This is a genomic window from Gemella sp. GL1 (assembly GCF_013415365.1).
In the GTDB taxonomy this organism is placed as follows: Bacteria; Bacillota; Bacilli; order Staphylococcales; family Gemellaceae; genus Gemelliphila.
Window position 1 is genome coordinate 112,235 of sequence record NZ_JACBYB010000021.1, and the last position, 20,796, is coordinate 133,030.

Annotated in this window: 23 protein-coding genes and 1 pseudogene; all 24 read right to left on the minus strand. The window is 28.3% G+C overall.

From position 1 onward, the window contains the following. Positions 1 to 2: 2 nt before the first annotated feature. The gene (locus HZY82_RS05620; RefSeq protein WP_179938960.1) at positions 3 to 1,187 is read right to left on the minus strand and encodes a 3-phosphoglycerate dehydrogenase family protein; all 1,185 of its coding nucleotides are present in this window, start codon (positions 1,185 to 1,187) and stop codon (positions 3 to 5) included. A 1-nt stretch (position 1,188) separates the two neighbouring features. Next, complete coding sequence (gene serC, locus HZY82_RS05625) at positions 1,189 to 2,280, minus strand: 3-phosphoserine/phosphohydroxythreonine transaminase (RefSeq protein ID WP_135156010.1); 1,092 nt, start codon at positions 2,278 to 2,280, stop codon at positions 1,189 to 1,191. A 349-nt stretch (positions 2,281 to 2,629) separates the two neighbouring features. Further along, on the minus strand, positions 2,630 to 3,271 hold the full coding sequence (locus tag HZY82_RS05630; protein WP_179938961.1) for a GyrI-like domain-containing protein: 642 nt from the start codon (positions 3,269 to 3,271) through the stop codon (positions 2,630 to 2,632). Positions 3,272 to 3,667: 396 nt separating this feature from the next. After that, on the minus strand, positions 3,668 to 3,892 hold the full coding sequence (locus tag HZY82_RS05635) for a hypothetical protein (RefSeq protein ID WP_179938962.1): 225 nt from the start codon (positions 3,890 to 3,892) through the stop codon (positions 3,668 to 3,670). 11 nt (positions 3,893 to 3,903) lie between these two features. After that, positions 3,904 to 5,418, minus strand: coding sequence for an ABC transporter permease/substrate-binding protein (locus HZY82_RS05640; protein WP_179938963.1), 1,515 nt, complete (start codon positions 5,416 to 5,418; stop codon positions 3,904 to 3,906). Then, the gene (locus tag HZY82_RS05645; RefSeq protein ID WP_135156006.1) at positions 5,418 to 6,149 is read right to left on the minus strand and encodes an ATP-binding cassette domain-containing protein; all 732 of its coding nucleotides are present in this window, start codon (positions 6,147 to 6,149) and stop codon (positions 5,418 to 5,420) included. Before HZY82_RS05645 ends, HZY82_RS05640 begins: the two co-directional genes overlap by 1 nt. A gap of 280 nt (positions 6,150 to 6,429) precedes the next feature. Further along, positions 6,430 to 6,918, minus strand: coding sequence for an N-acetyltransferase (locus HZY82_RS05650; protein WP_135156005.1), 489 nt, complete (start codon positions 6,916 to 6,918; stop codon positions 6,430 to 6,432). Between the two features lie 300 nt (positions 6,919 to 7,218). Next, positions 7,219 to 7,410 carry a hypothetical protein gene (locus HZY82_RS05655; RefSeq protein WP_135156004.1) on the minus strand — a complete coding sequence of 64 codons (192 nt, stop codon included), beginning with the start codon at positions 7,408 to 7,410 and terminating at the stop codon, positions 7,219 to 7,221. 212 nt (positions 7,411 to 7,622) lie between these two features. Further along, positions 7,623 to 8,021 (minus strand): hypothetical protein, encoded by a 399-nt coding sequence (locus tag HZY82_RS05660; protein ID WP_135156003.1) that lies wholly within the window; start codon positions 8,019 to 8,021, stop codon positions 7,623 to 7,625. 42 nt (positions 8,022 to 8,063) lie between these two features. Further along, positions 8,064 to 8,369 (minus strand): hypothetical protein, encoded by a 306-nt coding sequence (locus HZY82_RS05665; protein ID WP_135156002.1) that lies wholly within the window; start codon positions 8,367 to 8,369, stop codon positions 8,064 to 8,066. A 398-nt stretch (positions 8,370 to 8,767) separates the two neighbouring features. Beyond that, a complete protein-coding gene (locus HZY82_RS06565; RefSeq protein ID WP_218925256.1) occupies positions 8,768 to 9,169 on the minus strand; it encodes a hypothetical protein in 402 nt (133 codons plus the stop codon). A gap of 111 nt (positions 9,170 to 9,280) precedes the next feature. After that, entirely contained in the window at positions 9,281 to 10,165 is an 885-nt protein-coding gene (locus HZY82_RS05675) for a hypothetical protein (protein WP_135156001.1), read from the minus strand. A 140-nt stretch (positions 10,166 to 10,305) separates the two neighbouring features. Beyond that, on the minus strand, positions 10,306 to 10,953 hold the full coding sequence (locus HZY82_RS05680; RefSeq protein ID WP_368667372.1) for a recombinase zinc ribbon domain-containing protein: 648 nt from the start codon (positions 10,951 to 10,953) through the stop codon (positions 10,306 to 10,308). Positions 10,954 to 10,989: 36 nt separating this feature from the next. Further along, positions 10,990 to 11,573: pseudogene (locus HZY82_RS05685) on the minus strand (recombinase family protein); the annotation flags it as partial. Positions 11,574 to 11,642: 69 nt separating this feature from the next. Further along, the gene (locus HZY82_RS06705) at positions 11,643 to 11,897 is read right to left on the minus strand and encodes a recombinase zinc ribbon domain-containing protein (RefSeq protein WP_135156188.1); all 255 of its coding nucleotides are present in this window, start codon (positions 11,895 to 11,897) and stop codon (positions 11,643 to 11,645) included. Positions 11,898 to 11,969: 72 nt separating this feature from the next. Continuing rightward, complete coding sequence (locus HZY82_RS05695; RefSeq protein ID WP_135155998.1) at positions 11,970 to 12,293, minus strand: recombinase family protein; 324 nt, start codon at positions 12,291 to 12,293, stop codon at positions 11,970 to 11,972. 78 nt (positions 12,294 to 12,371) lie between these two features. Next, the gene (locus HZY82_RS05700) at positions 12,372 to 12,839 is read right to left on the minus strand and encodes a recombinase family protein (RefSeq protein ID WP_179938969.1); all 468 of its coding nucleotides are present in this window, start codon (positions 12,837 to 12,839) and stop codon (positions 12,372 to 12,374) included. Positions 12,840 to 12,895: 56 nt separating this feature from the next. Continuing rightward, positions 12,896 to 13,099, minus strand: coding sequence for an SHOCT domain-containing protein (locus HZY82_RS05705; protein WP_179938971.1), 204 nt, complete (start codon positions 13,097 to 13,099; stop codon positions 12,896 to 12,898). Positions 13,100 to 13,337: 238 nt separating this feature from the next. Next, a complete protein-coding gene (locus HZY82_RS05710; RefSeq protein ID WP_179938973.1) occupies positions 13,338 to 15,764 on the minus strand; it encodes an ABC transporter permease in 2,427 nt (808 codons plus the stop codon). A gap of 18 nt (positions 15,765 to 15,782) precedes the next feature. Further along, entirely contained in the window at positions 15,783 to 16,523 is a 741-nt protein-coding gene (locus tag HZY82_RS05715) for an ABC transporter ATP-binding protein (protein ID WP_135155994.1), read from the minus strand. Continuing rightward, complete coding sequence (locus HZY82_RS05720) at positions 16,498 to 17,355, minus strand: asparagine synthase C-terminal domain-containing protein (protein WP_179938975.1); 858 nt, start codon at positions 17,353 to 17,355, stop codon at positions 16,498 to 16,500. Before HZY82_RS05720 ends, HZY82_RS05715 begins: the two co-directional genes overlap by 26 nt. 330 nt (positions 17,356 to 17,685) lie before the next feature. Beyond that, positions 17,686 to 18,438 carry an ABC transporter permease gene (locus HZY82_RS05725; RefSeq protein WP_179938978.1) on the minus strand — a complete coding sequence of 251 codons (753 nt, stop codon included), beginning with the start codon at positions 18,436 to 18,438 and terminating at the stop codon, positions 17,686 to 17,688. Then, the gene (locus HZY82_RS05730) at positions 18,431 to 19,351 is read right to left on the minus strand and encodes an ABC transporter ATP-binding protein (RefSeq protein WP_179938980.1); all 921 of its coding nucleotides are present in this window, start codon (positions 19,349 to 19,351) and stop codon (positions 18,431 to 18,433) included. The genes HZY82_RS05725 and HZY82_RS05730 overlap by 8 nt, the downstream gene beginning before the upstream one ends. Positions 19,352 to 19,370: 19 nt before the next feature. Beyond that, entirely contained in the window at positions 19,371 to 20,363 is a 993-nt protein-coding gene (locus HZY82_RS05735) for an insulinase family protein (RefSeq protein WP_179938982.1), read from the minus strand. Positions 20,364 to 20,796 lie beyond the last annotated feature (433 nt).

Sequence of the window (20,796 nt, forward strand, 5' to 3'; positions counted from 1 at the left end):
CACTATCCAAGATTTTTATTTTCAATTAGGCGTACACTTATAATGTCCTTATCATCTTTAAAGGCTTTATAAAGATTTTCGATCTTAACCCTGTCACTTTCATCAAGATCTAATAAAGTATATGCATAGTCCCCTTTTGAACGATTTATAATATTATCAATATTAATTCCTAATTCCGACACTGCTGTTGAAATTTTGGCTACTATATTAGGAATATTCTTATTAATAAGGGTAATGCGATAAGGAGCGTCTAACAATTGCTGAATATTTGGAAAATTAACTGAGTTTTTAATCTCTCCAGTTTCCATAAAATTACGTATTGTTCTACTTGCCATAATAGCACAGTTAAGTTCTGCCTCTGCTGTCGAACCTCCAATATGCGGAAAGACAGTGACTTTATCTTTATTCAATAATTCTTCTGTTCCAAAATCCGTAATGTATCTCTTAATAATACCATCTTCAATGGCCTTAAATAATGCTTCATTATCCACTAATTCAACACGAGCAAAGTTAATAATTGTTACCCCTTTTTTCATTTGAGAAAAAGTTTCATTATTAAAAGTATGTTTTGTATCTACTGTTAAAGGAACGTGAATTGTAACAAAATCACTATTAGCAAAGAGCTCTTTTAGATCTTTAATTCTCTTAACATGACTAGAAATACTCCAGGCAGTATCAATTGATACATAAGGATCATAACCTAAAACATTCATACCTAGACGTCTAGCATCATTAGCAACCCTAGCACCAATAGCACCAAGACCAATTACCCCTAAGGTTTTTCCATAAATTTCACTTCCTGCAAATTGGAATTTACCAGCTTCTATTTGCTTTGGAACATCCTCGCCCCTTAAAGTATTTGCCCAAGCATTTGCTGATAAGTAATCCCTAGATGCTAATAGCAAACTCGTTAAAACTGCCTCTTTAACAGCATTTGCATTAGCTCCGGGTGTGTTAAAGACAACAATACCCTTTTCAGTAGCCTTATCAATGGGAATATTATTAGTACCAGCACCTGCACGAGCAATTGCTTTTAGATTGGCTGGAAAATCTACATTATGCAAATTTTGACTACGGATAATAAAGGCATCTGGATTTTCTGAATCCTTAGCATCAACCTGAAAATTATCTCCTAATTCTTGCAAACCTACTTTATTAATATTATTATAAGTTTTCACATTAAACATATTATTTATTTGCCTCCTCAAAATCTTTCATAAACTTGATTAATTCAGCTACCCCTTCAGCTGGAAAGGCATTGTACAGACTTGCACGCATACCTCCTACGCTACGGTGACCCTTGATATTTTTGAAACCTGCCGCCTCAGCTTCTACATTAAACTTTTTATCTAAATCTGGGTTTACTGTGACAAATGGAATATTAGCAAGTGATCGATCTTTAATATTTAAAACTGGACTTGAGTAAAAATCAGATTTTTCAATAAAATCATACAGTAGAGCAGACTTCTCTCTATTTATTTTCTCCATTTCCTTAACTCCACCCAGACTTTTCACATGCTCAAATACTAATTTTGCCATATAAATACTGAAAGTTGGTGGGGTATTATATAAGGAATTATTATCAGCCTGAATTCTATAATCTAACATACTCGACAGGGCAGGATTCTCATTTAAAAAATCTTCACGTACAATAACAATAGTAAGTCCTGCTGGTCCAATATTCTTTTGGGCTCCTGCATAAATCATAGCAAAATCTTCTATCCTATAATCTACAGCTAAAATATTTGAACTCATATCAGCCACAATTGGGATAGCTTTAGTATCAGGAATTTCATAAATTGAAGTACCTTCAATAGTATTATTTGTGGTTATATGAAGATAGGCTGCATCTCTATCAATTTCATCCAACTTGAAATCTGGAATATGATTATAATTATCCTCTTCTGATGAAGCAAGAAGTATAGGTTCAAAATTTAAAAATTTTGATAATTTAAGAGCTTCTGTATAAGCTTTTTTTCCCCAAGAACCAGCCACATGGTAGTAGGCCTTCTTTCCTAGAGCAAAATTCATTGGAATCATTGAAAATTGTGTAGAAGCCCCTCCCTGTAAAAACAAAACTTTGTAATTATCAGGTATGCCCATTAAATCAACTAATAATTCTTTGGCCTCATTGATAATTTTATCAAATTCCGGCGAGCGGTGAGATAACTCCATTACACTCATTCCTGAATTACCATAATCTAAAAATTCATCTTGTGCTTTCATTAAAACTTCCTTTGGTAAAACCGCTGGTCCTGCTGAAAAATTATATACCTTCACTCTCTACCTCCAAATTTTTCTAAATTATAAATTTTCTTAAATATTTACCTAATCTTTGTATATCTCTTTTTAAAAGAAAAGGAAGGTCAAATTTTTGGCAATACTAGCCTCAATTTAAACCTTAACTATTTACCATCTATTATAACACAGATAACTTTAATTCTTATTATTATTTTTAATAATTTTCTGAAAATAGCTTAATTATATGTTTTTAAGATATTAAATATATAAGACTTAAGCTAAAGTCTTATATTATCTTTAGCAACTTATTTCTCTCCGTAAAAATAAATCTCTCACATTCTTCATTATTAAAATCCATCAATTATTTTATTCAAAAAACTATCAATATTTAGGACTTATCCTTACTTTTTATAGGATGTCTTATCACTGTTTTTAATTTAGAGGCATCTACTCTTCTGGGGTCACTCAAATATATTTCATGATGCATTCTTTCATTACTTATATCTAAATCATAACCATGTTTTTCAATATATTCATGCATTTTTGATACAGTAGCTAGCTCATCATCATAAGGACCAATATGCATACACTGAACGCATAGTCCTTCATCATATGTAAAAAACTCTACCTTAGAATAATTAATTTTCTTTTTCTCTGTAGCTTGAGCAATGGCCCAATCAAAATCTGATTTTTTAACAAAATCTGGTAAACGAATAAGTGAAATCCACTTAAAAGTTTCCTTATGTTCATAATCTACACCCTGAATCCCATCTTGCCACCAAAATCCTTCAAGGGGCGGGACAACAAAATCAAAATAACCTTCCATTTTATAGCTAGTGTTTTTACTCATTTTGATTGTATAAGCTATTGCATAAAGTAAACTAAGGGCTTCTCTATAGTCACCATTCTCCTCATTAGGGTCCCCACTACCCCTAACTGCTATATAGTTCATTTTTGGAACTCTAACTATAGTAGGCTGCTTTTTAGGAAGATATAATTCCTTATATTCTTTCTTATAGTCAAAAACCATATATTTACCTCTTTAACAAATTTTTCTATTCACAATTATATCATAAAAAATTTAACTTATATTATTCTTAGGTAAATTATTTTACATAGATACTTATAAATAATATTACTACTAAATAAATAATTAAAAGTCTTAAACTATAGCTAGTATGGACATAAAAAAGACAGGATAAACCTGTCTTCTTATTATAAAGTTTATGATTGCATCTTTATAATATTCTATATTAACAAAATTTTGATAATACAATTTTGAATATCTTATTAATTTACTTCTTATTCTAGATTCAAATGATACTTCCACTACAAATTCCTCACAATAAAAAAGGAGAATATAAAAATAATATAATTAGGAATATTTAAAACCTAGCCTAGATTTTATCTAAGCTAGGTCTATAAATTAATTAAATCTATCTTTGTATTTCCAATTGAATATCCATTGGAGATTAGCTAATGGCTTTGTATCTTGCTCATCTATCAAAGGTTTTAATTTGTTATACATTTCTTTTTTTATTTCCTCTTGTTCTTCTTCACTTAAATCAAATTTCTCTCTTCCAATTATTCTCGAGCAGGCATGACTTCCGTATTGTCCCAATATTAAACTATTTCCATCATATTTAGACATAATATTGCTCCTTATTTTATTAAGTTTTCTTTCTTCAAATACTCACGTGCTACTGTTTCTGCTGATTTGCCTTCCACATCAACCGCATAGTTCATCCGAGTCATCTCTTCAGTATTAATCTTGCCCTCTAGTTGGCTGAGAACCGATTCAAGTTCTGGATATTTCTCCAGCGTTTTTTGAGACAATAAGGGAGCAGCTTGATAAGGTGGAAAGAGTTTTTTGTCGTCCTCAAGAACTTTGAGTTCATAACTTACCAACTTACTATCTGTCGAATAAACATCTACAATCTGCACCTCATTATTTTTTATGGCTTCATAACGTAAGGCAGGTTCCATAGTTTTGACATTAAGATTAAGACCATAATTCTTTCGTAGACCAATATTGCCATCTTCTCGGTCGTTAAACTCCAAAGAAAATCCTGCAATAGCTGACGATTGCAGCTTAGCCAAATCTGAAATGCTCTCAATCCCCTTTGCACTAGCATAATCCTCCCTAACTGCTAAAGCATAGGTATCTTGAAAGGCTGTTGGTTTCAAATAAACCAGTCCATCCTGTGCCAATATCTCATTCTTAGCATAGTTGTAGACTTCCTCAGGACTCTTGGATAAAGCTGCCGGAGGATTGTTCAAAAGCGTAGTCGTAATGGTTCCTGAAAATTCTGGATATATATCAATAGATCCCGATTTGAGAGCCTCATAGAGAAAGGATGTTTTACCAAAATTTGGCTTAAGTTCAACAGATATATCCGTCTTTTCCTCAATCAAGAGTTTATAAAGATTAATAAGAATTTCTGGTTCCGCCCCCAATTTTCCAGCAATAAGTAGTTTTTTAGGTTGACTCTGATTAAGCGGGATATAGCTAGCTCCGACAGCAAAGAGTGCTAACAAAAGAGCCAACAAAATACTCCTTGGCTTCTTATCCTGCAAAAACTTGATGATAGAACCAAAAAGAATAGCCAAAATAGCCGACGATAGTGCCCCAATCAAAATCAGAGCCGAATCATTTCGGTCAATCCCTAGGAGAATAAAGGAACCTAGACCTCCTGCACCGACCAAGGCCGCAAGAGTTGCTGTTCCGATAATCATAATGGATGCCGTTCGAATACCTGCCATGAGGATAGGCATAGCCAGAGCCAACTCAAATTTACGAAGTTTTTCAAGTTTGGTCATTCCAAAAGCAGTTGCCGCCTCTTTTAGTGAAGGATCAATTTCCGAAAGACCAGTCATTGTTCCCTGTAAAATAGGAAAAATAGCATATATGACTAAGGCCACTACCGCAGGCAAGGTTCCAATACCCATAAAAGGTATGAATAGTCCCAAGAGCGCTAAAGAAGGAATTGTCTGAAAAACTCCTGTTACTTGCAAGCTCCACTCACTCAGCTTTCTATTGTTTGACAAGACTAAACCAAGTGGTACCGCAATGACTATAGCAATAATCAAAGCAAGTAGAGAGATCCTCAGGTGTTCAAAGAGGGCGATCAGCCAGTCCTCCTTACGTTCTAAAAAACTTGTAATCAACTGATCCATTATACACCTCCTCTATTTTTTATAAACTCGCTGACAAAATCATTAGTAGGCTGCTTACTTAACTCCTCAGGTGTCCCTAATTGAACCACTTGTCCTGCCTTCATTAAACAGATACGGTCTGCCAGTTTGACCGCCTCGTCCATATCGTGGGTAACAAAGACTATTGTCATAGCAAATTCCTCATGTAAATCCTTAATCAAATCTTGAAGCTGAGTCTTGCTGATAGGATCAAGAGCCGAGAAAGGTTCGTCCATCAATAAAAGCTTTGGATTAGCAATAATGGCACGAAGAATACTAACACGTTGACGTTCCCCTCCTGATAAATCTTGAGGCATGCGCGATAAATATTGTTCAGGATCTAATCCAACCTTGTCCAAAAGCTGACGCGTTTTTGCTAAAGTTTCATCTTTGCTCATACCTTTCATCTCAGGAATAAGGGCAATATTTTCAGCTACTGTCAAATTAGGAAAGAGGGCAATCTGTTGCAAAACATAGCCCGTTTCCAGACGTAATTTCCTTAGATCATAATCCTTCAGACGCTTATTTTGAAAAAATATATCGCCATCCGTTTGTTCAATTAGGCGGTTAAGCAGCTTAAGAGTCGTAGTTTTTCCACTACCACTTGGACCAATCAAAACGAAAAATTCTCCTTCTTTTATAGTAAAATTCAAATCATTTAATATGAATCCATTGACCGAAGAGGTCAGTGACACATTCCTATACTCAATCATCTTTTTCTCCTTTATCTTCTAATTATCACACACCGAAAATTCAAGATATTTTCAATGCTTTTATATTTTCAAATCTACTTTTTCAGCCGCTTTCTATCCTAGATTTGACTGATATTAATAGAGTATTTCTTCGTAAATTTTTCCCTATCGTTAAATAAAAAATCTTTCTTAGTTAAAGTTACCTATTTCTAAGTTCTCCTCATCATTCTTCTTTTAATAAAACAAAAATCATAAAGGCTATAAACCCTTATGACTTTCATATATGATTTTTATAATTGTCCTATAGCACCTTAAGATAATCAAAGGCAATTCGTTGAGTTTTATCCTGTAAATATACAGTTCCACATTTCATAAATCCATTTTTTTGAATCAAATATTTCATGACTTCATTATTCTCGTGAGTATCAATTCTAAGGTGGGGGCTTTGTTCCTTGCAATAATTAATGCATTTTGTAAATATACCTTTTTCTATTCCATCGCTTGCGATTCTGTGAATTGCACTATAAGGGGAATCAGACCTCCAAGAACCATTCTCTATATTCTCATAAGAGGAATCTTTTCCTGGAATAAAAGCAAATACTCCACGAATTAAATCTTGTTTTACATAAACATAAAGTTGTTGTTTTTCAATGTCATTTTTAAGAATCTCTTCAGATGGGTATGTGGCTCCCCATTGGGATGAATTTCCATTATCAGCCATAAATTTTCTTGCTATTTCATATATCTCTAGAATAGAAGGTAAATCCTGTGAGTTTGCTCTCCTTATCATTTTTTCTCCTTTATTTACTATTTTAGGTATTTATTTACACTATATCTGTAGTAATCTTTAAGGATATTATACAATACCTATTTTGTTATTACAAGTAAGGCTAGTTGCTTCACAGGCAGTCTTTTAGCTACCGTCTTAAAGTACTCTGCTAGCTTCAACTAAAAAGCCTCGTCTCCAAGGCTTTTATAATACTTTCGTTCTAAATTTTCTTTTAGTTTATTGTCATCAACACTACACACTCAACATGAATTAAGTTACTAGTATAGATGACATTAACTTTTCTTGTATGAGGAAATGTGTCTACCCTTTTCCAACATATTCTATCCTAACGTCATTAAAATATATAGAGTATAAATTTCTTTTTTCAAATTCAAATAATCTTACTACTTCCGTGGTTTCTTGTGAAGAAATAATATCAGTAGAAGACCACGTAAACCTCGTAATACTATCATAGAAAAATCTTACTTCAAACTTTCTTTTAGGATAAATCATATTCCTTTTCAAAGGTGTAGATTTATTTAAATTACAATAATCTATTACTTCTTGTCCAATTACCCTTAAAGCTACATAAACTGGATTATTTTCAATTTTTACTCCATTATAAGTCGTTATTCCTAAAGAATTATATTTTACTAAATTTGCATATTTCTTGGGTAACTCAACATCTAGATGTGCTCCCCCTTCTTTATTAGCAACATATAAAACTATGTCTTTTCGAGAAAATACATTCTTTTATCATCGAAAATAACTTGATTCCACCAATCTTCAAAGTCATAATAAAACATCCTTTTGGGTGGATCAAAATTAGGTATGAATCTCACTCCCTCATTATCTGATTGTACAGCTAATAATATCCAAGTACTTACAAAATTTGTTGGTAAATATAAATCACTCAAAGACTTAAAATATAATTTATAATTTAATAAATTATAAATCGACTTAGATTTATTAGTTTCATGAAACATAACTCTCAGTGTCTGAGCTAATCTAATCGCTTCGTTAATGTTCCCATCATCAAAAGTTTTAATAGACGTTTTTAGAAAAACTATTTGATTTTCCCAGTTCTCTTCAATTTCCATATATCTTCTATTGTATTTTGCCATAAATAAATTTAACCTCTAACCTCGCAACAATACTAACTTATCCTATTTAATCATCTTCTCTTTATCTGATTGAAATTTTACAGATTCCTCAAAGGCTTCTTCATAACTATATTTATTTTTATCATAAAAATAAAAGTGTTTAGTTTTATTATCATATCCATACCCAATATCTTTATTTGCTATTTCTTTTAATGCCTCCACTATTTCACTACAATATGTTTTACATGTTTTTGAACCTAGTTTTTCAAATTGGCTTTCAAAAATTATTCCGTTTTTTACTATTTCGACTCCAATATCAACTAAGGTTACCCCTAAATAATATTTTAAACTTTCTTGTGTTCGATTCATTACTAGTGCCTCCTGATTTTTACAATTTTATATAACATATTTTATTATACTTCAAACATCTCTTTTTAATGAATAATTAATCACTTTAATTATTATTAATCCATAATCAATCAAAAATTCTTTTTGCTTCTCTGTATAACTATTTCTTTCTACTAATGCAGCACTGTTGCATGCCTAAAACAATGTAGTTTTTTTCTAAATATTTTTATACTCTCATCAGAAATAAATTCCATACATATTTCTGAGTAATCCAACTCTACAAATTTCCCTTCTTTATTTTAATAAATTCTCGATTAAATTAGCTATTTCTGATAATCTCTCATCCATTGACATTTCTTCAAAAGATGCCTGACGAGTAGATATTTCAATAAATTTCTGTTTAAGAGACTCTTCAATATCTACATTAATATTTTTTGAACAAATTTTAATTCTTCAATATACAATTTTCGTTTCGCATACCATACAGTAAGATTATCATCTCTATTTTCTTTTATAAGTCTATTACGTATATCAGTATATACAAAATCAAGAGGTTCTTCTGGTGGTCTAGCAAATAGTCTAGGAAATTCTTGTATTTCATATCCTAATTTATATAAGTAATATATTAGAAGATAAAACAAGCATTTGTTCTCAGCTGTCTCAAACATCATCTCTGGCTGACACAATTTTTTAAATTGAATAATTGCTTCCTCTGCATCATATATCTCGAAGGTTTTTTCTATTTCTGCAATCATAGTATAAAATTTATAATAATATTCTTGTTCATCAATATTGTCTAAGTAAAATTTCCTGATATCCACTTTTGATCCTCTTATATATTTAGTCTATTTTTATATCATTTCAGCTGTAAAGAAAAAGCATATAAATTTTATATGCCCTCCTAATATTTTTTATCAATTATTGTTCTTAAATTATATATCTGATATAAATTCTATTAATCCCCAAAGGATTCTATGCTTTTTTCTATTGGAGTCTTTTATATAGATATAGCCACCCCAGCAGACATTACATGTTTCCAAAATCCCTTTCTTCTTTTTAATATATAATAATTTATATTTCATGTTCCTTACTACATCTTCTTTAAAATCTGGTTTGAATTTCTTTAACTTTTTTTGTTTTTTTAATTTTCGCTCTAATTTCATGTTTTTATACTCTAAAACTTCTTTCAAATATCTATATACATTTTGTTTATCTTTTAGGTTACTTGTATTATTAAAAATTGGAAATTCTATTCGCTTATAAATTTCAATTATAAATATAGCAGTTACTAAAAGTATCACTATTATGTATGGGAGCGTTTGGGTGAAATCCTCTGAATTTCTTATGTAAACAATTATAAACGGTACAGGTGTTAATATAGCTACTAGCTTATCTACTCTATTTCTATTTATATTTATTATAATTTTAATTTCATCTTCTAATTCTGTTACCGTGTGTTCAATAAGTCTTTTAAAAGATTTCTTAGGTTCAAGGATTTTATATTCGTTATCAAAGGCACTATAATACTTTTTATATTTATTTTTATATTCAATTAGTATCGTCTTAGTGTCTCTCGAACGATTAAACAATATAGCAAGAGTAATTAGCGAAATAAACATTATAAAACCTGATATAATACTGTCAATTTTATCTTCATTAATATTGCTAGCCTTTATGCTAAAAATAAAATATATATATGATATAAAAAAGACTATTGTAAAAAATATCCCCCATTTTTCTCGTGTTGTGAATTTCTTCCGATTTTCTTTTAAAAATTCTAAGGTAAATTTGTAAATATTAAATGATAAATTCGTCACTTTTTTCTCCTATTTATTTTATTTAGTGTAGCTAATTCCATATTTTTAATCTAACAATATCAATGATAAAATTTTATTTTACATTATATCATATTCAATATTATTTCAATACAAAAAAGCATATAAAGTTTTATATATCTTTATATGCTTATTATCTTACTATCTTTAAATTCTACAGTAAGTTTTTCTCTATTTATTTCTATTTTATCTATTAGTCTTTTAACCAAATCATCACTATATTCTGTTATACCTTGATTTCCTATCTCTTCTAAATATTCTTGTATAACCCTTAGTCTTATATCAATATTTCTTCTGTTTTCTGATTTTAATATTATGTTTTGTTTTTGAGTTCGCAGTTCCCTTAGCTCTTTCTCTGGTTCAGCGTAATCTTTTCCTTTCTTCGCAAAATCCACTAGCTCATTTTGTAAAATATACATTTTTTCTTCTAACTTTTCAATTTCTTTTTTACTATCTTCTCCTAAAACCGATTCTATATTCTTTTGTAATGTTCCTAGTAGTTCTTTTTGATTTATTGAATAGTTATTTATCGCTTCTAATATTTTATTATGAAGGATTTCTTCTTTTATTGTTTCTGCGTGACATGATTCTGGACCTTTTTCTATTCTTGTTAAACATCTCCATACTACTTCTTTTTGTCCTCTATTTTTCCAAGTTACTCTTCTATATATATTCCCGCAGTTAGAACATTTCACTTTATTGGTTAATACATATAATGAGCTATGGCATCTTTTATTTTTACTAGATCTTTTCTTTAACTGCTCCTGCACCTGCAAAAATATATCTTTTGGAATTATAGCTTCATGGCTATTTTCAACATAATACTGAGGAACTGCTCCATCATTCTTTATCCTTTTCTTATTTAAAAAGTCAACTGTATATGTTTTTTGCAGTAATGCATCTCCCATATATTTCTCATTTGTTAGTATTTGTTTTATGTTAGACGCATTCCATTTTTTATTTTATCTTTTTCTAAGTTTTCTTTAATTTTTGCCCAACTCTTTCCCTCTAAGTATTCTCTATATATTCTTTTTACTACTTCTGCTTCTTCTTTTTTTATTACTAATTTTCCAGTTTCGTCTTTCGTATATCCTAGGTATCTGTTACGATTAAACATTACTTCTCCTTTTTGAAATCTATACTGCAGGCCTAGTTTTACGTTTTGTGATAGGGATTGACTTTCTTGTTGAGCTAATGATGCCATTATTGTAAGTAATACTTCTCCTTTTGCATCATTTGTGTTTATGTTTTCTTTTTCAAAGTATACTGATATATTTAATGATTTTAATTCTCTTATGTATTTTAAACGGTCTAGTGTATTTCTGGCAAATCTACTTATTGATTTTGTTATTATTAAATCTATATTTCCTTTTTTGCATTCAGTAGTCATTCTATTAAATTCTTCTCGTTTTTTTGTATTAGTTCCACTTATTCCATAATCTGCGTATATTCCTGCTAGTTACCATTTGGGATTATTTTTTATGTAGTTTGTGTAGTGTTCTATCTGCATTTCGTAACTACTTGCTTGTTCTTCTGTATCTGTTGATACTCTGCAGTATGCGGCAACTCGTAATTTTGATATCTCTTCATCTTTTATATATTTTATAGTACATTTTTCTTTCTCTTTTATTCTTCCTGAACAAGTCCAGGCTATGTAGCTTGGATTATAGTGATGTCTTCTTTTAAAACTTTTTCTGCAGGAACTACATTTTATCTTTCCTGAAAATTCATATCTTTCTTTATATTTTTCTTTACTTAGATGACTTCTTTTCTTTTCTGAATTTTCTTAAATTAGTTTTTGAACTTTTTCAAATTTTTCTTTTGAGATTATTGCTGGATGATGATTTTCTATTAGATATTGGTCTCTCTCTCCTTTATTTTTCCTTGTTTTGTAGTCTTCATCTGTGTATGTTTTCTGAAGGAGTAAATCTCCTGTGTAGTTTATATTTTTAAGTATTTCTGTTATTGTTCTTTCTTTCCAACTTTTTTCCCGATTTTTATTAGGGTATTTTTTGTTTAAATATTTTTCTATGGACCAAGTCCCCATTCCCTGTAAGTATAATTCATAGATTTTTTCTACATACTTTGACTCCTCTTCATTTATTATCATATTATCTTTATATTTTTTATATCCAAAGGCTGGTGTTGATACTATATATCTGCCTGTTTCAAACCTCTTTTTTATTGACTATTTTATATTCTTAGAGTGTGATCTTGATTCATCTTCAGCTAGTGATGATAATATTGTAAGCATGACTTCTCCATCCATACTTTGTGTATTTATATTTTCTTTTTCAAAGTATAGAGCAAGACCTAATTCTTGTAACTTTCTTACAATACTTAAACAATCTCTAGTATTTCTTGCTAATCTGCTTATTGATTTTGTTACTACTAAATCTATATTTTTATCTTCACTATCTTTTATTAGTTCCTGCAAACCTTCTATTTTATCTATACTAGTTCCACTTACCCCCTGATCTGAATAAATTTTTACTAGTTTCCAATTATTGTGTTTTGATATTAATCTTTCAAAATGTTCTTTTTGATTTATAAAGCTATTTTCTTGCTCAAGAGACTTTGTGGATACTCTTATGTATGCCGCAACTTTTACCTCTTTTGCCTTTTCTTTTGTTTCAGTTTTAGTAATTTTTCTCAAATCTATTCCTCCTTTTCACTAGTATATTGCCCTATAAGTCCATATATATCAAATATTTACGGCATTATTTTATATAGGTATGGTTTGAATTTTTTCTGATTCTCTTTCCTTATTTTTCTATATTCTTTTAAACTTATTTCCCCTAAGATAAATAAATCTCCTATTATCTTTTGAGATAGTATGTAGATTAGTTCATTTTTTATATTTATATTTTCTTTATTTTTAATTTTTAATACTTTTTCTGATTTTTTCACTTTCATATTTTATCCTCCCTCAATACTTAAGGGACAATTATTAATATTTTAGTAAATTTTTTCATAAATAAAAAAACTAGCCTAGATTTTTGTCTCTAAGCTAGTTTTTCTTGTGTAGATTTCTTTTACTTCTTATTCTTACACCTTATCAAATATTTATCTGGTCATTATTGCTTCATACAATACTTATTTTATTGTTAATTCTTCCGTTATATAATGTTTTTCCATAAAAAGTAATCTCCCCTTAATGATCAAAAACAAATCTTTTGAAAATAGTTTTATATATAATTAATAAAACTATTAGAGATAAAATTAACACGCCGTAAATCATAAAAATTAAATTTACTTTTAAAGTTAAGGATAAAAGTAATGCACTATATGTATATATCATTATTGAAAAAATTATAATTCCAGAGAAAACTATGTATATCTCTCCTGTTGTTAGTTTTTTTATTTTTTCTAAAGAAATGCCTATATTTCTTAAAATTTGAATTTCTGTTTTTCTTTCTTCTAAACTTAAAATCATTAAATTAAGTAAATTTATCACGAATATAAGCAAAATAAAATTATTCAAAAATAGTAAAGCATAATAAATTAGATTATAGAATAGTATATTTTCATTAATAATATCCTTCGTATAGATTCCCTCTAAACTTGTATAGGAACTTACATAAGTTCTAAGATCTTTATAAATTTCATCAGATATATTATATATTTCTAATGATAAGGTATCTGAAGCTTCTATACTAGATATACTTGGTGCTATAAGCACAAGATTAAATGGATGAAATTGGTTATCTATTATACTAACTATTTTATAGTTTTTTATTTCACCATTTATTTTATCTTTAATTTCTAAATTATCTCCTAATTTTAAATTTAATAATGCAGCTAACTTTTTATTTAAAACTAATTCATTATGTGATAAGTTTTCATCAAGCAATTTTCCTTCTAATACATTGAATTCTCTTAGTTCATTTCTCTTTTTTAAATCTAGTTTTATAATTTCTATGTCATCTATATCTCCTGATTTCTCACTCAACCTTATCCAATCATCACTATAATTGTGATTTGATGCTATTTTATAGTTTTTTGTATAGTCTATCTTTACTAAATCATTATCCTTTACCTTACTTTTTATATATCCAAAATCTAATTCACTTATAAAATTTTCACTTTTATTCGAGTCAGAATTTGTTATCACATAATCTGCTGGTAATTGATTTAAAATATTTTCTCTTACCTTACTTGAAAATACGCTAAGATAGTTAAAACTCAACAATACCAAAACTATTGATAGAGTCATCAATTTCATAAGTATTGAATATTTTTTATAATTATTTGCGAAAGATTTTACAGGATATGAAATAACAAAATATTTTTCATTTTCAGACAATTTATATAAAGCTATAAAAAAGTATTTAAATCCTACAATCAAAGATATTAAACACAGCACTATTGCTCCATACTTTACATATTCATTATCGAGTAGCCATGATAGAATATACATTATAAGATTGCTTAGAAGAAGAATTGCCACTTTTAATTTTATTTTTGTTTTAATGATTATTTCTTTTTTATGAGATAGTTTAATCTCGTCAACATATCTATTTCTTTCTTTAAATAGTAGACTAAATGTAATAATAGAAACTATTAATAAATTTAATATTAAATAAATCATTGCGAATAGAATAAATACTGTAAATGATATCATCGTAAAGGAAATTTCTAATTTTTGAAAAATAATATTAAAAAGTAAATATATAATCGCTGATAAAAATATCCCTATCAGTGATCCCACTAAACTTAAGTAAGAATTTTCTCCAATAAATATTCTATATATAGGCTTATTACTTAAACCCAATCTTTTTAATATAGTAAATTCATTTAAACGCGACTGTAGTCTTATTTTGGAGATTCCATAAAGAGAAATTATATATGTTAATATCATTCCTACTAGCATTATATAAAATAAGGGAGTATAGATTTGGATTTTTTTATAATCCAGCTCTTTATTTTTCATAATATCATATTTTAATTTTTTATCATTAAAATGTTCATTTAATATTTGTTTTATACTCTCTTTATTTTCTTTTGTCTTTACTTGTATTAAGTTTATTTTTTCATGTAAATTTATATTTTCTTGTATATCCGTCAAACTAATAAAAATTTTTGATGCCAAACTATCTTGACTATTGCTAGATACAATAGCTGAAATTTGATATTCTTGATTATACAAAGTTAGAATATTTCCAACATTAAGATTATATCTGTCAGCATAATTTTTATTAATAATTACTTTATTATTTTTTAAAACTTTTTCTCCATTTAAAGTTTGATATTTTCTTAATTCCATAGAATTATCTTCTAAACCATAGATTGTAGAATTATCCTCTAATCCCATGACTAACAAGATATTAAGTTTTTCATAAGCAATAGGTATATTTTTTATTTTTTCATTGTCAAAAAAAATATTTTTTTCAATATATCCTACTTGTAAATCATATTCTCCAAATTTTTCATCGTTTCTATTTTTTAATCCATCACTTAAGCTATAGAAAATTAGAGTAAAGACTAATAATAAAATCAAACTAATACTTGAAGAAACTATTAATATCTTACTCTTATCTTTGTTCAGTTTTACTGAATTTGTAATATATTTTTTTATCATAATCTTTCCAACCTTAGACTAAGTAGTTATCTTCAACAATTCTTTTTGTACTAAATCTATATTTTCATTTAGTCTTTCATTAGATGATTTATCCAAGACTAATTTTGAAATTATTTGTCCATCTTTTAAAAAGTATACCTTATCTGCATTGGCGGCCACATATGAATCATGAGTAACCATAATCATAGTCTGCCCTAATTCTTTGATAGATTTACTTATAAAATCTATCAAAATTTGAGAATTTTTATAATCTAATGAACCTGTTGGTTCATCAGCCAAAATGATTTTTGGATTATTCATAAAAGCTCTAATAAAAGCAACCCTTTGTTTTTCTCCTCCCGATAACTCTCTTATATTTTTATTTTTTTCTCTAACAAGATTCGCCATTTTTATATATGTATTTGCTTTACTTTTTATAATATCATTACTTTCTTTTTTTAGTATTTTTGAAGGAAAAATAATATTTTCATAGGTTGTAAAAACATCTAATAATTGAAAATCTTGAAAAACTATTCCCATGTTTTCTAATCTATAATCTGCCCATCTATTAGTGTCAAATTTGGAAATCTCCATTTTATCAATTATTATCCTACCACTATCTAATTTTAATAAACCTCCTATAAGTTTTAATAAGGTACTTTTTCCAGAACCACTCTTTCCCATTATTACAACAAATTCACCTTTTTTTACAGATAGATTCAAATTATCTATAATTATTCTATCCTCGATTTTTTTATTTATATTTTGTAAATTTATCATATTTTTTACCTACCTTATATTCCCATATCATCATACTCACTAATGGCCACGCTAGTTCATTCCCATCTCTTCCCATTGCCCATAAATCAAAATTAATGTCATCAAGATTAGAATTATCTAATCCATATTTTCTTTTAAACTCTAGATAGTTATCATTATTTAAAATTTTTGATAATTTTGACCATTCTTTCTTTAATCCTCCATATATTATTCCAAATATTATTCCAAAATGTGATGTCTTATCTAGCCTATTTAAGATACTATCTGGTATAATCTCTTTCATTGCAATTCTCAATAAATATTTTTTATATCCTGTTCTTGATATTTTATATTGAACTGGTAAACTTAACATAAACTCAATCAATTCTCTATCTAAATATGGATGTCTTACTGTTATATTATTTACATCTGAAATATATTCCGTAATCATTGGTAATAAATTTTCTTTTATTCGTTTAATTTCTTTTTTTCTTCCATAGCTATATTTATTTTTAGACTTTAATGGGGATAGTATGTATTTTTTTATATTATAGATTAATGGTTCTTGTCTATTCCTAGAGAGATTACCAATATTTCTGAACGCTTTCAGTATGTGTCCACTAAAAAATAAATCATGATTAAAATAATTTGTCCCCGATAGCACTTCATCACCGCCTAATCCAGTCAAAACCCTTTTGGCTGTTTCATAGATTATTTTTTGCGCTCCATACGTAGCAACATTACAGTAAGGTACCTGAGTAATTGGTGAATCATTAGGGAAGTTATAAAAAGATGTTAGGTAATCTGTATTAACTAAAATTGATTTTATATTATTTTTATTGCAAGTTTCCATTAAATATTTTCTTTCATCACCCTCATTAATGGTATCGTTATTTTTTTCTCAACATATTCTAAAGGCTTTTCTTTAAATTCCTGTACATTTTCCTCATACTATCCCTCCTTATTTCGATTTAATTCTACCATATATTCTATCAAAAGCAAATATAATTTTTGTAATTTTTACCAGAATATTCTGGGAATGTTTTTTTAAATTTCTGAAATATTTAATGTTTGTTTCATTAGCAACTTTTATAAAAATAAAAAAACTACTTTAGCCTCATTTTGACTAAAGTAGTTTTCTTTTGTTTGTTTTCTCTAACTTTGATACTTGCATTATCCCAAGCTACATTTCATATGAAAATTTTTTATACGCTGTAAAGAACGTTAGGCATATTACAAGTATTAAGAATCTGGCATATTTAAATCCATTGGCTACTGTAAAATCGTCAAATAGCAAAGTTGATCTTAACATGGCAACCATATGTGTGATTGGATTTAGGGCTACTATGGGTTGTAAGAATTTTGGCCATACATCCGTTGGAAAGAAAGCTCCTCCTAGGAATGTGAAAATTAAATTAGCCAAGTTACCAAAGGTTGAAGTATTTTTTACATTCTTAACTAGTATACTGATATTAAGTCCTATCAATATTAAGGCCAATGAACTAAGTAATAGGATTATAGTCAGCCATATAGTGTGTTGCCAATGGAATTTTAATCCCAATTTTAAAAGTAGATTACAGACCACAAGAAGTAGAAATGTTTGTATAGCCATTATGACTACTTGAGTTGTCATTAATGCAGAAATTACTTTTGAGATTTTCATTGGTGTTACTTTTAAGAACTTTAGAAAACCATTTTCTCTATAACTAGATAGCATGATTGGAAATGCGATTAATCCTATTGAGGCGTAAAACATTCCTAATATTCCAGGAAGTATGTAAGCCATATATGACATATCTCCCCTGCTTTCTCCTTTTCCTGCTATTCCCATAAAGATTAACATAACAATTGGAAAAATAGTTCCCATTATTAGTGATTGTTTATTACGTGCCTCCATTAAAAAGAATGATTTTACCATAGTTTTAAAACTAGTCATTTAATCTTCCTCCTGTTTTTAAAAGAAATATATCGTCTAATTCTATATCTGCAATTACAAGTCCTTCTAAATCATTAACACTTCTTTCTAAGTGGTCTGCAAGTTTATCTAAGATATGAGCTGAAGATTTTGTATATATTATAATTTCCTCATCGTCTAGTTTTGTATATTCAATACCTTCCATAGATTTTACTAATTCTTCAATTTTGTATCTATTAGCATTTAGACTAATTTTTTTCTTGTAGGGAAATCCTTCTGTTATATCATTTAGGCTCTTGTTTAAGATAATCTCCCCACCATTTATAATTATTAGGCGGTCGCAGATATCCTTGATTTCATTGATATAATGTGTTGTAAGGACAATAGTCTGTCCTTGTTCTTTTTGTTTTTTTATTAGTTTCCATAGTTCTTTTTTGGTTTGAATATCTAAACCTAGGGTTGGTTCATCTAAAAATATTACTTCTGGTTTATTTATTAAGCATATCGCAAGACTTACTCTTTGTTTTTGTCCACCAGAAAGCTCTGATACATAGTTATTAAGATATTCTTCCATATGAACCATACTTAATAGGCTTTCTGCATTTTTAGTCGATAAGTTTATATCGTATAAGGAAGCAATAAATACTAGTAATTCTCCTACTTTTATATTATTGAAAAAGCTACTCGACTGAAATTGAACACCTATACGTCTTAGAGATTCTCTATTTCTCTCTTTTGATTCTCTTCCAAAAAGTTTACAAGAACCTTGGTAGTCTGTTCTAACTCCCTGTATACAATTTAACATAGTAGTTTTCCCCGAACCATTCTTTCCTACTAGAGCAAGGACCTCTCCTTTTTCTACTGAAAAATTAATATTTTTCAGAATAGTTTTATCTCCGTATGAATAACTTAAGCTATCTATATTGACTAGCATGTTAAAACATCTCCTATAATTATATTAAAGCAATTTGGCTACATTCTCTATCAACCATTTGATTAAGTAAAGATATTATTTCCTCTTCATTTATTGAATATATAATAGACTTAGTATTATTCAAGTTCATATTATCTCTACCAATTTGATGTTCTTTAGCTAAGAACATCAAAAAACTCTTCATAGTATTAGAACTAACTTGATACTCAATAATTTCTAACAAATTTTTCTTTAACTTAGTAATATTATTTTTAATATAATTCTCTAAACTTTTTGCTTGAATTAATTCTATTATTAAATTATTTAAAGATTTAATATTATTTTCCTCTTTAGAACTATATATATATTGAATTTCTAAAAATGGATATGAATACTGAAAATATGTTTTAGCTATTATGAAATATAAATTATATGAATTATTACGTAATTTATCGAATAAATAACCACTTGTTCCGTTCACTAAAGCTAAAGAAATAAGCGATAATATAATGGACGCTCTTTCTTCAATTTTTTCATCAAGCATGTAAATAATAGAAACCATTGTAGCAGGATTTCCCTCTATTTCCTTACTTCTATTTCCACTTAAAAATAAGTCTGATAATATGGGTTTTTCTATATTAAATTGTTTTTCAAAAATCTTGTTTTTTTTATTTATCAAATTTGAAAAAAAAATTTCAGATTTTGAAATATCTGAAGTAGCATAATAGATAGACATGTACTCCCTTTTTGTTAATTCAGAAAGTACTGATTGAACATCGTTCAACGAAATAGAATTCAGATTATCTCCTAAAATATCAGTATTAACTATTCCTCTCCATACCAACTTATTCAATTCATCTTGATAATATCTAATGTTATCAAATTTTCTTGAAATTTTTTCATTAGCTATAACCTTCTTTTCCTTTTGTAAATCAATTTCATAAATTTCACCCTGCAAAAGAAATTTAAATATTAATTCTAGATTTGTATTCAAAACTTCTTTGGAAGCTCTGTTGTACAGAAGTAACAACATCAGATTGCATCTGCAGTGACAGGCGTATCTAAAAATCTGTTGTTTTCAAAAAGTTCAGTAACCACCATATCTCTAATTCCTCCTTTTCTACTTTCCGAGAAATTTAACACTCTAAATTACTTTGATTATAAGTTTAATGCTAATTTTTTTCGTTAATTGTATTGTAGCAATATTTTTAATCGAAGTTAATATATTTTAATTATCTTTCTGAAAATAATTATTTATTTCTGAAGTTTTTCGTTTATTTTCTTTCGTGGGAGTAGCATTAAAATTAAAAAGCCTTCTTAGAATTATTTTTTAATCTTAGTTTCTTTATTCTACCTATTATACTCATTAATTTCTTCCCCAATATTATAATAGTACTCTATCTATATATTGCCTTCTATATTAATAACTCTATATACCAGTAATTATATTAAAGTCTCAACCCTAC